This is a genomic window from Microcoleus sp. bin38.metabat.b11b12b14.051 (assembly GCF_013299165.1).
Lineage (GTDB): Bacteria > Cyanobacteriota > Cyanobacteriia > Cyanobacteriales > Microcoleaceae > Microcoleus.
In genome coordinates this window covers 59,524-72,428 of the sequence record NZ_JAAFKD010000019.1, presented here as the reverse complement: position 1 = coordinate 72,428, position 12,905 = coordinate 59,524, and the positions used below count along the sequence as shown (strand labels likewise).

Here is a 12,905-nt window from a genome sequence, read left to right as displayed (position 1 = left end):
AATTTGTTTTAATATTTCTATACTTAGATGTTAGCCCTTAGCAGTAAAATCACAGCTTGGTCGCCAGCAAGGCAGGATCGCGCGCGCTCTGGCAGCAAGCGCCGTAGGATGAGCGCTCGCTCATGTATCAAAATGTAAAGTGCATCGCAGCTCTAGGTTTAGAAAGCCATTTAGTCAAAAGATTGAGGTAAGTAGTTTTATGCCAGCGACCGTCCCCTTTGAACAGATTGACCGGATTGTGTGGAATCAGCACCACGATCCCTTTGAAGTCCTAGGCCCCCACGCGATCGAAGAAAATGGCAAAAAAGTCTGGGCCGTCCGAGCTTACCTGCCAAATGCCGATGCGGTATCGGTAGTTTTGCCGGAGGCCAGGGCCGAATATTCGATGAAATCAGAGCATCACCCTCACTTTTTTGAATGTACGATCGACACCCCAGAACTAGCAAACTATCAACTGCGGGTCAAAGAAGGGGAACACGAACGCTTTATCTACGACCCCTACGCCTTTCGATCGCCCAAACTCACAGAATTTGACCTGCACCTATTCTCAGAAGGCAACCACCACCGCATTTACGAAAAACTAGGCGCCCACTTCACCGAAGTAGACGGCATTACAGGAGTATATTTTGCAGTTTGGGCTCCGAATGCCCGCAACGTATCAGTATTAGGCGATTTCAACTATTGGGACGGCCGCAAACATCAAATGCGGAAATCCCAAAACGGCATCTGGGAATTATTTATTCCGGGACTATCCTACGGAACTCACTACAAATACGAAGTGAAAAACCAAGACGGACATCCTTACGAAAAGTCCGATCCCTACGGTTTCCAGCAAGAGGTACGACCCAAAACAGCCTCAATTGTCACCGACTTAGATAGCTACACTTGGCACGACAGCGCTTGGATCGAACAGCGGCGACACACAGACCAACTAACGCAGCCGGTTTCGGTTTACGAATGCCACATCGGTTCTTGGCTGCACGGCGCTACTAGCGAACCTGCGGTACTGCCAAACGGTGAAATAGAACCAGCAGTACAGGTTTCAGAACTGAAGCCGGGCGCGCGGTTTTTGACTTATCGCGAATTGGCCGATCGGCTAATTCCCTACGTCAAAGACTTAGGATTCACTCACATCGAAATTTTGCCGATCGCCGAACATCCCTTCGACGGTTCCTGGGGCTATCAAGTAGCAGGCTATTTCGCCCCAACATCCCGCTACGGCAAACCTGAAGATTTCATGTATTTTGTTGACCAGTGCCACGCCAACGGCATTGGCGTACTGGTAGACTGGGTGCCCGGGCATTTCCCTAAAGACGGCCACGGTTTAGCCTTCTTTGACGGAACTCACTTGTACGAACACGCCGACCCCCGCAAGGGCGAGCACAAAGGGTGGGGAACCCTAGTCTTTAACTACGGCCGCAACGAAGTGCGGAATTTCCTAGTATCAAACGCTCTGTTCTGGTTTGACAAGTATCACATCGATGGGATTCGGGTAGATGCCGTAGCCTCGATGCTGTATTTGGACTACTGCCGCGAACCCGGAGAATGGCTGACAAACCAGTACGGCGGCCGCGAAAATATCGAGGCGGCAGATTTCCTGCGCCAGACAAATCACGTCATTTTTAGCTATTTCCCAGGGGCACTGTCGATCGCCGAAGAATCTACCTCTTGGCCGATGGTATCTTGGCCGACTTATGTAGGCGGCTTAGGCTTCAACCTCAAGTGGAACATGGGTTGGATGCACGATATGCTCGACTACTACCACATGGATCCGTGGTTCCGGCAGTTCCACCAAAACAACATCACTTTCAGTATGTGGTACAACCACAGCGAGAATTTCATGCTGGCGTTGTCCCACGATGAAGTAGTCCACGGCAAAGCCCACATCATCGGCAAAATGCCAGGGGACGAATGGCAAAAGTTTGCAAACGTGCGCTGTTTGTTTACCTTTATGTTTGCTCATCCCGGCAAGAAAACCATTTTTATGGGGATGGAGTTCGGCCAGTGGCAAGAGTGGAACGTTTGGGGGGATTTGCAGTGGGATTTGCTGCAATTTGAGCCGCACCAAAAGTTGAAGCTATTTTTCAAGGATTTGAACCATTTGTACCGCAGCGAAACTGCACTTTACAGTCAAGATTTTGCTGAGGATGGATTTGAGTGGATTGATTGCAGCGACAATCGGCACAGCGTGGTTGCCTTTGTGCGTCGCGAGAAGGATGGCGATGAGTTTGTGGTGACGGTGTGCAATTTTACGCCGCAGCCGCACTCTCACTATCGCGTCGGAGTGCCGGAACCGGGTTTCTATACGGAGTTGTTTAACAGCGACGCGCGGGAATACGGCGGCAGCAATATGGGCAATTTGGGGGGTAAGTGGACTGATGAGTGGTGGTTCCACAACAGCGCTTATTCGATCGACTTGTGTTTGCCGCCTTTGGGTGTGTTGATCTTAAAGATCGATCGGGCAAAAACAGCAGCCAAATCTCAAGCATTTTAAGTTGTGAGATTTTTAAGTTAACAATCAAAACTTGATTCAACCTCAAACTTTCAGGCTATTTAGAAACCCGATTTCTCCAAGAAATCGGGTTTTTTCTGTAACTCCACAGAGCAAACTTTATTATTAGAAGTATAGAACCCATTTGAAATCTATTCTGCGTAAATCTCAGAAACCGGGTTTCTCTCGGTATTTCTCGTGACCAACCCAAAAACTCGTAGAAACCCGGTTTCTTGCCCCGCGCGTAAATCTCAGAAACCGGGTTAATCTCGGTATTTCTCGTCACTCAACCCAAAAACTCAAAGATGTCAAATGGGTTCTACATAGCCGAGTCTCAAAAAGGTGAGGTAGGTTTAAATATTATACCATTTAGAAAAAAGCTTGCTACAAGAGAATTGTTAGGTTTGTTTCGTTCACCTAATGTGTAATACCATTTTTCTAAAGATGCAATAGAGATAAACGACCGTTGGACATTGTAATTATCTCCTTGACCTTTTCATAAAACTCTATCATAACTTTAAAAAAATGGTATAAGGTTCGTAGTGTGGACTTTAGTCCGCAGTAAGAGCGGACTAAAGTCCACACTACGAACCATTTTTGTTATGGTTATACCATTTTTTAAAGATCTAATAGAGATACAGGACAATTGGGCTTTGTAATTATTTCCTTTACCTTCTCATGAAAGTTTCTCATAACTTTAAAAAAATGGTATAAGGTGCCTCGCTACTTGCTAAAAGAGAATTGTTAGGTTTGTTTCATTCACCTAATTTGTAAGGTGCGTCGCTATTAGATTTTCGGTCTTTTTTAGAGATTGTCGATGGCGACACACCCTACAGATATGGCTAATGACTAATGACCAATGCCCAATGCCCAATGCCCAATGCCCAATGCCCAATGCCCAATGACTAATTTTCAACTACGAGTATCGGAAGCGCCAAGATTATAAGAAACTTTAGACTGCTCAACTTTTGCAACTTCTGAAATAGACTGTTCATCCACTGCGTCTAAACTTGGCAGTGGCATATGCTTCATTTCCCAAACTTTCAGCAAAATTAGATATTCATAAAAAGCTTGTAGCGTGCACCAAGCCAATCCAGCTTGACCGTCAAGAAATCCGCCAAGCAAAATATACATATAGAAAAAGCGTACCACGGGCCGCAAAGGCAAACGCAAAGAAAAATCTTTCAAAGCGCGCCGCCTTTCCACCTCCGATGCGCCAAACAATAAATCCCACCAATTTACTTGACCTGCTGCTAATTGGCGGAGAGTTTCAGCCGCCTCGTCAGTCGAGTAGCGGTTGTGCTTTTCAATCCAGCGAGAAAGACCTTTGCTGCAAGTATAGTGAGGGTAGGTTTCTTTCAAAAAGTGAGTGGGCCCGTTGCAGACTTCCCGTTCAGTGTGACCGTAGTCACTAAACCAAACTTGGTCTTTGCGAAACAGGCGCATTTGATAGCGCGGATATTGAGTGCTGCGGCGAATCCAGCGCTCCATAAATATTACTTTTTCAGCTACGTAATAGCCGATATATTCTTGACTTTCGATCGCCTTTAAGCATTCAGCAAACAATGCAGGCGTCATGCGCTCGTCAGCTTCGAGGATGTAAACCCATTCGTACTTGCATTCTACTTCTTGGAGCATCCAAGTCCGCTGGCGTCCGTGAGTTTCAAAGCCGTGCTGCACTGTTTGCACGGGATAGTTCTGAACAATCTCTAGGGTGCGATCGCTGCTGAAAGAATCAACTACAATGATATCGTCACAAAGCAGTGCCGATTCTATGCAAGCGGCGATATCAATCTCTTCGTTGTAAGTCAGAATATAAATTGAGAACATTCCCAGCTTTCAGTAAGGGCAAACTATCCGGCAAATCAAGTATTTATTTCTCAGGGATGTCTCGACTTGCACGCTTAGAGCGATCGCGTAGGTCAGTCGATTTTAGATTTTAGATTTTAGATTTTAGATTTTAGATTTACTCCACAGATTAGTCTGGGAGCAGGAACTTGGGTCTAAAATGTTCGATCTCTGTACGACGGTCGATTTTCCATTTTTCGATTTTCCATTTTTCGATTTACAAGGGCAGATTAATCTGGGAGCAGGAACTTGGGTCTAAAATGTTCGATCTCTGTACGACGATTGTTGAGGGCTGGTATCCGTTTTTTGGTGGGTTAATTTTTGCGGTGGCCGAACCGTAGAATTCCCATACTTCTGAGACCAGTCCAACCAACAGTAATGTAGCCAATCGCCAACAACAAACTGCTGATACCCGTCTGCAAACTCGAATTTCTCGATCGAGTTCTCAACTCTTTCTCTTTTTGTTGCTTGCGGGTGCGAATCTCGTTGCGAGCTTGATTGGGCAGTTCTTGGGCTTGCTGTTCGAGGAACTTGTCGAGCGCTTTCGGGTCACTTTTCGACTCTTGAAGTACAGCTTTCAATTCCTTGGGAACATCTGGACTCTTGAGTGCTTGTTGCAGTTTCGCGTCGTCTTGCAGCAGTGCGCCTATTTGGCTGCGGCGCTGGCTTTTGAGCTGTTCTACCTGAGCTTTAAACTGCTCGCTTTTAATTTGGGCTTCAAGTTGACCTTCGGCTTGTCCAGCTTCTTTATCGACTTGAGCCAGAGCATCCTTGAGTTCCAAACGAGTATTGTTGAGGTGAACAGGAACCAGCAACAGGTAAATTAGCCCTAACAAGCTGGAAATCAACAGCGCCCAGAATCGCAAATCAACCCAAACATTGCGTCGGTCAATAGAGACTCCACTGCTGCTGTCTACCCAAAAGCCTGTCATCAACAAGGCGATACCCATCAAAGGAATAATCCCCCGGTCAACTATCTGAGTCGCAGCGGCAAGCTGCCAGCCTCGATTGAGAATATCGGAGGTTTCTCCCGGCAGCGACAGAACGATACAATCAAGCAGAGCAGAGAGAATCAAGATAATCCCGACTACTTTTAGAGTGCGAGCAGCGACTGAAGAAAATTGACGGCTATTAGTTGCTTTCATAATTCCTGTGAGATAATTCTACACCGTTAGATTCAGCGAAATTCTGTTTAATCAGTTCACTGGTGGGAGCGCTCAATTGCCCTTCTTCGTTGGTGGCGAAAGCCTTCCGAAGGCGAGTGGTGGGCCCGGCAACACCATGGTTTGAGTTTCAGTCCCTGGCTGTGTGAAAACAGGAATCCTGAAGGTGAAAACGGCTGTTGAGGCGCGTCTGCTGGGCCGACTAATCAAAGCCTGCCCGATTGTATGAGTTTGGAAGCCCCAAAAACAGGCTTGCCGAGGTTAGGTACTTCAGGTTATTTTCCACCAAAATAGCTCGATCGGGTACTCGCCTAAATTTTCTCCCGGCTTTTCACAAGCTGGGGTGGTGACATTAGTTGGGCCGACGTTGCTACAAGCTCTGCTAGATGCAGAGTTTGGCACAGGAGGCCCAGCGCAGGTGCTGACCCTCAAAGCCAGCGGCTGCCCCCGTGAGGGCCCGAGGCTGCCCCCAGAGTAGTTCTGCACGCTTGCAGCAGCTTTTAACTGGCTTTCGCTTGCCTGGGGTGTCAGAAATCATCGACACTGAGGGTAACTTTTAGGTGGGTTTCGCCCCCTACATCTCCCGCTGCTAGTGGCAGTGGCACAAAATCCCCTGTCTTATAGTAATTGATATCACAGAAAGCTGAAATAAATAAGTATTGGGCCACCTTTTTAACCTTCAAGTACCAATTACCTTTATTCGCGACACCAAAGTCACAGATACACCGATATAGCATTCCTCGGATCAATTGTAAACTCTTTATATTGTCTTCTTTTCCTTGGTGACAATAACTCCGCTTCGCGTCGGTCAGAACGATGAGTATTCTAACGGTTCGCCAACAAAGCAGGTACTTTATCAAATATTGTTCCTTAATAATTCGTTTATTTGGAGTGATTCTTAGTGTCAATTCTTGAAGTTGATTCTGGGAATTATTAAGTCAAATTTACTGCATAAACTTTTTTAAATCTCTTAGCCAATCCGTTGCTTTATTTGGCGCTCGGGAGTTGGTTATGTTTGGGGGTTCATTTAAATTGTAGATTTGTTAAGGCGAAGGTGCTTTTGTCGCGCATTTCTTGCTAGGATGATTCATCCCCGTTCAAATTTGCTGGTGGTGAATGCAATGATTTCTGGTGTTTACACGTTGAGAGAAATTGAAAGCTCGATCGCCAACGATCCGGATAATTGGCGTCCGATCGTGTTTACTAACGGGTGCTTCGATCTCCTGCACGCAGGCCACGTCCGCTATTTGCAGGCGGCAAAAGCTTTGGGGCGATCGCTCGTGGTGGGCTTGAATAGCGACGCCAGCGTGCAAGCGCTCAAACCGCAGCAGCCGGGATTGCCGCCCCGCCCGATCGTACCGGAAAATCAGCGAGCCGAAGTTTTGGCGGCCCTGAAACCAGTAGACGCCGTAGTAATTTTTTCGGAAATTACCGCCACTAAACTGATCGGTATCCTGAAGCCTGATATATACGTTAAAGGAGGCGACTATCAACTGGAAACTCTGCCGGAAGCACCGGCAGTTATCGCCGGAGGTGGCAAAATTTGCTTGATCGAAATAGAAGTTCCGAGTTCCACCAGTGCGATCGTCAAACGCATTTTACAGTTAGGCGCCCGGCCCCCGATCGCAAATAGGAAATAGTGAGTTAAACTCAGAAGTTGCCCCATCCAAAATACGAAGAGTGCGATCGATCGTACAACTTCATCCCAATTGCTCAGCAGGAGATAATTTTAATGGAACTCACAAGCAATAACACGATCGCGGCAATCCTCGAACAAAACAAAGCTGAGCTGCTAGCAGACTGGCTCAAAGAACTGCAAAACACCGGGCTGCGGCGGGACGACTTGATGAGAGCCAAAGAATTGCGATCCGAGTGTCAAGAGTTCCTGCAATTGCTGCAAATAGCAGCGCAGCACGGCAACTTTAGCGACATCCAGACACCCGAGTGGGAAAATATGAGGCTGCTGTTGGCAGAAGTTTCGCGATCGCGCGTTCAGAGGGGCTTTACGCCCTCTGAGATCGCGAGTTTTATTTTATGCTTCAAAAAGCCATTGTTCGATCGGCTTTGTCGCGAATTGACACAAAACCGCGATGCACTCGTCGAACAACTATGGCTGTCTACCAGCTTATTAGACCAGCTCGGTCTTTGGGTAACAGAAATCTTTCTCAAAGCTCGCGAAGAAGTCATCGAACGCCAGCAGCAAGAAATGCTCGAATTGTCAACACCCGTAGTCAAACTTTGGCAAGGCATTCTCGCTTTACCCATGATCGGAACTCTTGACAGCGCCCGCACTCAAATAGTCATGGAAACTCTGTTACAAGAAATTATGGAAACAGGCTCAGAATTTGCGATTTTAGACATTACAGGGGTGCCGACTGTTGACACTTTAGTTGCTCAACATTTATTAAAAACTGTAGCCGCCGCCCGTTTGATGGGTACTGAGTGCATCATCAGCGGCATTCGCCCGCAAATCGCTCAAACCATTGTTCATTTGGGAGTTGACTTGCAGGATATTCTGACAAAAGCGACTTTAGCCGATGCTTTTAAAGTCGCTTTGCAGCGCCAAGGTTTAACTATAAAAAATATTAAAGAGGAAAAATAAAAATTTATATAGTGCGTTTTGGTAATTGGTAATTGGTAATTGGTAATTGGTAATTGGTAATTGGTAATTGCTCGTCGGCTTACCTTATTGATAACCGCTATATTGTGTTTAGGCGTAAATATTTATCTAACTCAAGGCTAAAAAAAAGGTGAATTAATGGAAAGAATTCCGATCCTGCAAATGGGAGAATTTCTGCTAGTGACAATCCAAGTTGATATGCACGATCGCTTGGCAATAACGCTGCAAGACGACCTGACAAACCGCATCGTCAAGACAGGGGTTAAAGGTGTTTTAATTGAAATTTCTTCCCTGGAAATAGTAGATTCTTTCATCGGACGCATTCTCAACAATATCGCTACTATGTCGCGTTTTTTAGATGCGGAAACAGTGGTGGTGGGAATGCAGCCAGCCGTGGCAATTACGCTGGTTGAATTGGGGCTTTCTTTGACGGGTGTTCGGACAGCTTTAAACGTGGAAAAAGGCATGAATTTGTTGCGAAAATCCTTGGGTTTGTCTGCTGATTCAGAAGTGTAAACAGTCAGTCAATATTTCATTTTTCGATTGGAGATTAAAATTACACTGCCTAAGGCTTGGGAGTTGCCAATGTTGCATTTTTTTTGACTGTAAAGAAACCTGGTTTATTTCTAGATACCTTGTTGACAAACTCCAGATTTATTACGGGAAACTTGGTTGATGAGGATAAGTCTTCTATTTTGTGGAGAAGTTCTATTGTAGTAGATTAGCAGCCATGTCAAAACGTGAGACACTAGAAATTCGATCGTCCTCCGATATAGTCCACGTCCGACAGCAAGTGCGCGGTTGGGCTGTAGCAATGGGATTCGGCTTAGTAGACCAAACAAAAATTGTTACCGCAGCCAGCGAACTCGCCCGCAATACAGTAGACTACGGTAAAGGGGGAACTGTAACTCTCGAAACGCTGCAATTAGGTAGTCGCAAGGGACTGCGGCTGATATTTGAAGATAAGGGCCCGGGAATTCCAGACATTGAATTGGCAATGACTGACGGTTATACTTCCGATCGTGGTTTGGGTTTGGGTCTCAGCGGTTCTAAGCGGTTGATGCACGAATTTGAGATTGTTTCCAAAGTGGGTAAGGGGACTAAAATTGCGATCGTCCGTTGGAGATGAGATGGGGAGATGGGGCTAGAAACCGGGTTTCTACGAGTTTTGGGTTTGGTAAGGAGAAATCTAGGAAGAAACCGGGTTTATACTGCTGACTCATTAGGGGAGAAACCGGGTTTGTGAGGTGTCACCGATTACTAATTACTGCTGACTCGTTAGGGGGGAGAAACCGGGTTTCTACGAGTTGTAGGTTTGGTGACGAGAAATATTCTAAGAAACCCGGTTTCTGAGGTCACGACAAATGACAAATGACAAGTGACCAATGACAAATGACCAATGACCAATGACAACTGACTTTTGAAATGCGCGCTAGCTTAATATTAGAAATACAAGATAATGATCGATGCCCTAGCTATACCAGTAACAGAAGAAAGTCAAGTTGGAGAAGCCCGACGAATTGCTGTCGCCTTGGCGACGGAAGTCGGATTTAACGAGACCGATCGCGCTAAAGTGGCAATTGTGATTACCGAAGCAGCAAAAAACCTCGTCAAACACGCCCGCGAAGGAGAAATTTTGCTGCAAACTGTAAAAACAGCGACAGGAGATAGCATTGAAATAGTAGCGCTAGACCGAGGGCCGGGAATGGCAAATGTTGGTCAGTGTTTGCGCGATGGTTTTTCGACGGCGGGAACTCCGGGAACCGGACTCGGCGCCATCAAACGGCTCTCTAGTTTTTTTGATATTCATTCTGTACCGAAACTGGGGACAGCTTTGTTAATGCGGCTGGAACAGGCACAAATTAGCCGGGAAGCCTGCCAAAACAGCAATTACTTGGAATTTGGGGTCGTCCACTTGCCGAAAGTTGGAGAGCAAATTTGTGGCGATTCCTGGGCTGTTGAAAATGACGCGGACAAAAATCTGATTTTAGTTGCTGACGGGCTCGGCTACGGGGTTTTGGCCGAGGAAGCGTCGCAGGAAGCGGTGCGGGTATTTGGGGAAAACGCTAAACTGGGGCCGAAAGCTATTTTAGAGAAGGCTCACGCTGCTTTAAAAAATACCAGAGGAGCGGCTGCTGCGATCGCCCTGATCGATCGTACCCAAAAAACAATTTGTTTTGCCGGAGTTGGTAACATCACTGGTGTAGTGTTCACAGATAACCAAAGCCGCAGCATGGTTTCCTACAACGGCACAGTTGGACATCGGATGCAAAAAGTAGCAGAATTTGTCTATCCTTGGTCGTCGCATTCCCTGCTAATCCTGCACTCCGATGGTTTGGCGGCGCAGTGGGATTTAAACCGCTACCCGGGTTTGGCGGCGAAACATCCGGCTTTAATCGCAGCCGTACTCTACCGAGACTTCAAACGGACTCGGGATGACATGACAGTTGTAGTAGCCAAGGTAAAACAACCAGCTTGATATTAGTTCCCCAAGAATGAAACTGCTTTGTGAGTTCTAAACCATGAGAGTCATCAGCGATTCCCCGATCGAAAATCGAACATCAAAAATCAAAAATATACCTGTTACCAAAATAGCTAGAATGGGCAAGATGCCCATTGAACCCGAAAAAATGATGTTTTTGGGACGGGTAATTCCCGTCCGAAATGTTGATTACAAGGACTTTTGCAAGAGGTCTAATGGCATGATTTACCCAATCCTGACGACGGAAGTTCGCTTTGAACAAGACATCGTACAAGTCCGCCAAAGAGCTCGCCAAATCGGCGCGTTGTTGGGATTCGACTCCCAATCACAAACCCGAATCGCAACAGCAGTTTCCGAGATTGCCCGCAATGCTTTCAAATATGCAGGCGGTGGCAAAGTAGAATTTATTGTGGAAGGGGAATCGCCGCAAGTTTTTCGGACTCGGATTTCTGACAGCGGGCCGGGAATTGCGGATTTACAGACTGTGTTGGGCCAGAATTTTCGATCGCAAACTGGTGCGGGAATGGGTTTAGCAGCAGCAAAACGGTTGATGGACGAGGTGCAAATCGACTCCGCGCCCGATCGCGGAACGGCCGTACAATTGATTAAGCAGTTTTCTAAGCAGATGCCTGCGCTAAGTGCGATCGAACTAAATCAATTAGTTGACAAACTAGCGCGCCAAATTCCCGAAGATCCCTATGCGGAAATTCAGCAGCAAAATCAAGAATTGCTTCGCACTTTAGACGAACTCCGCCAGCGTCAAGAAGAACTCGTACAATTAAATCAAGAACTAGAAGACAGGAATCGCGGAGTCGTCGCACTTTACGCGGAATTGAACGAAAAAGCCGAATCTCTCCAGCGAGAGGGCGAACTCAAAACCAGCTTTCTCTCCAACATGAGTCACGAGTTTCGCACTCCACTAACCACAATTCTCAGCATTTCTGAAATCTTGTTAAATCGCCTCGACGGAGAACTTTCACCCGAACAAGACAAACAAATAAATTTTATTCGCAAATCCGCCGAATCTCTCGCAGAACTTGTCAACGATTCCTTAGATTTAGCCAAAGTTGAAGCCGGAAAAGTAACTGTGCGCGTGGCTGAGTTTGAAGTCGAAGATTTGTTCAGCGCGCTGCGGGGAATGATGCGCCCCCTGCTACCGCAAAAATCGCCCGTAAGTCTAATTTTTGAAGCGCCTCTGGAACTTCCAACCCTTACCACCGACGAGGGAAAAGTTGCTCAGATTTTGCGGAATCTGATTTCTAATGCGCTGAAATTTACCGAAGCCGGAGAAGTCCGAGTTGCGGCCGAAATGGGAGAGGGGGGAATGGTTGCTTTTTCTGTGGCTGATACGGGTATTGGCATTTCGTCAGCCGACCAAACGCGGATTTTTGAAGAATTTGTTCAAGTGGAAAATCACTTGCAGAAGGGCGTGAAAGGCACGGGATTGGGATTGTCTCTGTGTAAAAAAATGGCGGAATTTTTGGGAGGAAGTATTGAAATAGAAAGTTCGCCCGGGGTGGGTGCGACTTTTTTGGTCAATTTGCCGATCGCCTATGCAGGAGATTCAGCAGTAGGTACGGAAATTTCGGCAGCTCAACCAGAGGAAACAGGGCGGGCGATCGCCAATTCTCAACCTCCGGCGCGCGATCGGACACCAAAAGTTGCGGTAGTCAAAGAGCAAAAGAGTTTTTCGGTATTTGCTGAAAGACTTGCTACCAGAAATTCATTGTACTGCGACGGGCGGCGCCAACGGTGGTGAAGTCCTAACCGTAGGGTGCGTCGCCATCCAACATCTCTCAAAAAAATCGACAATTTTATAGCGACGCACCAGCGCGATCGCTCACGCTGGTGCAAAGAAACCCAATAATTATGTTTTAGCAAAAGTTTTTAGCAAGAGCTAAGGTGCGTCGCTACTCGAAAAATCAATTTTTATGCAAGGGCTTGTCGAGGGCGACGCACCCTACGAATACAGATGCTATAAAGACAAAGTTTATTGAATTTGCAACAGCATTTAACCTTTGTGCTGTAAAATGTAGCAGTTCTCAGTCCTAACCGCAGGGTGCCTCGCCATGCAACATCTCTCAAAAAAATCGACAATTTCATAGCGACGCACCAGCGCGATCGCTCGCGGAGTGCAAACAAACCCAATAATTATGTAGTAGCAAAGTTTTTAGCAAGGGCTAAGGTGCGTCGCTACTGGAAAAGTCAATTTTTATGCAAGGGCTTGTCGAAGGCGACGCACCCTACAAATACTGCAATCGAAAATCTAAAATCGGATGACTTTTGTAAAATCTTAAATCT

Annotated in this window: 10 protein-coding genes; 7 read left to right on the top strand and 3 right to left on the bottom strand. The window is 46.6% G+C overall.

Going from position 1 to position 12,905, the window contains the following annotated elements; translation table 11 throughout:
* Nucleotides 1–199: 199 nt before the first annotated feature.
* Nucleotides 200–2,494 carry a 1,4-alpha-glucan branching enzyme gene (glgB, locus tag QZW47_RS19910; RefSeq protein ID WP_293130246.1) on the top strand — a complete coding sequence of 765 codons (2,295 nt, stop codon included), beginning with the start codon at nucleotides 200–202 and terminating at the stop codon, nucleotides 2,492–2,494.
* Between the two features lie 909 nt (nucleotides 2,495–3,403).
* Here glgB and QZW47_RS19905 read toward each other — a convergent pair.
* The 3 genes from QZW47_RS19905 to QZW47_RS19895 all read right to left on the bottom strand — a co-directional run bounded on the left by QZW47_RS19905 (nucleotide 3,404) and on the right by QZW47_RS19895 (nucleotide 5,988).
* Nucleotides 3,404–4,321, bottom strand: coding sequence for a glycosyltransferase family 2 protein (locus tag QZW47_RS19905; RefSeq protein ID WP_293130243.1), 918 nt, complete (start codon nucleotides 4,319–4,321; stop codon nucleotides 3,404–3,406).
* Nucleotides 4,322–4,653: 332 nt separating this feature from the next.
* Nucleotides 4,654–5,484 (bottom strand): HpsJ family protein, encoded by an 831-nt coding sequence (locus tag QZW47_RS19900; RefSeq protein WP_293130240.1) that lies wholly within the window; start codon nucleotides 5,482–5,484, stop codon nucleotides 4,654–4,656.
* A 288-nt stretch (nucleotides 5,485–5,772) separates the two neighbouring features.
* Nucleotides 5,773–5,988 carry a hypothetical protein gene (locus QZW47_RS19895; protein WP_293130237.1) on the bottom strand — a complete coding sequence of 72 codons (216 nt, stop codon included), beginning with the start codon at nucleotides 5,986–5,988 and terminating at the stop codon, nucleotides 5,773–5,775.
* 635 nt (nucleotides 5,989–6,623) lie between these two features.
* On the opposite strand from QZW47_RS19895, the gene rfaE2 reads away from it, so the two are divergent.
* The 6 genes from rfaE2 (at nucleotide 6,624) to QZW47_RS19865 (ending at nucleotide 12,363) form a co-directional block, all read left to right on the top strand.
* Nucleotides 6,624–7,142, top strand: coding sequence for a D-glycero-beta-D-manno-heptose 1-phosphate adenylyltransferase (rfaE2, locus tag QZW47_RS19890; protein ID WP_293130371.1), 519 nt, complete (start codon nucleotides 6,624–6,626; stop codon nucleotides 7,140–7,142).
* Nucleotides 7,143–7,159: 17 nt separating this feature from the next.
* Nucleotides 7,160–8,104, top strand: coding sequence for an STAS domain-containing protein (locus QZW47_RS19885; protein ID WP_293130234.1), 945 nt, complete (start codon nucleotides 7,160–7,162; stop codon nucleotides 8,102–8,104).
* A 156-nt stretch (nucleotides 8,105–8,260) separates the two neighbouring features.
* Nucleotides 8,261–8,638, top strand: a complete 378-nt coding sequence (locus QZW47_RS19880; protein WP_293130231.1) for an STAS domain-containing protein — start codon at nucleotides 8,261–8,263, stop codon at nucleotides 8,636–8,638.
* 214 nt (nucleotides 8,639–8,852) lie between these two features.
* Entirely contained in the window at nucleotides 8,853–9,251 is a 399-nt protein-coding gene (locus QZW47_RS19875) for an anti-sigma regulatory factor (protein ID WP_293130228.1), read from the top strand.
* 330 nt (nucleotides 9,252–9,581) lie between these two features.
* A complete protein-coding gene (locus QZW47_RS19870; protein WP_293130225.1) occupies nucleotides 9,582–10,601 on the top strand; it encodes an ATP-binding SpoIIE family protein phosphatase in 1,020 nt (339 codons plus the stop codon).
* A 43-nt stretch (nucleotides 10,602–10,644) separates the two neighbouring features.
* On the top strand, nucleotides 10,645–12,363 hold the full coding sequence (locus QZW47_RS19865; protein ID WP_293130222.1) for an ATP-binding protein: 1,719 nt from the start codon (nucleotides 10,645–10,647) through the stop codon (nucleotides 12,361–12,363).
* Nucleotides 12,364–12,905 lie beyond the last annotated feature (542 nt).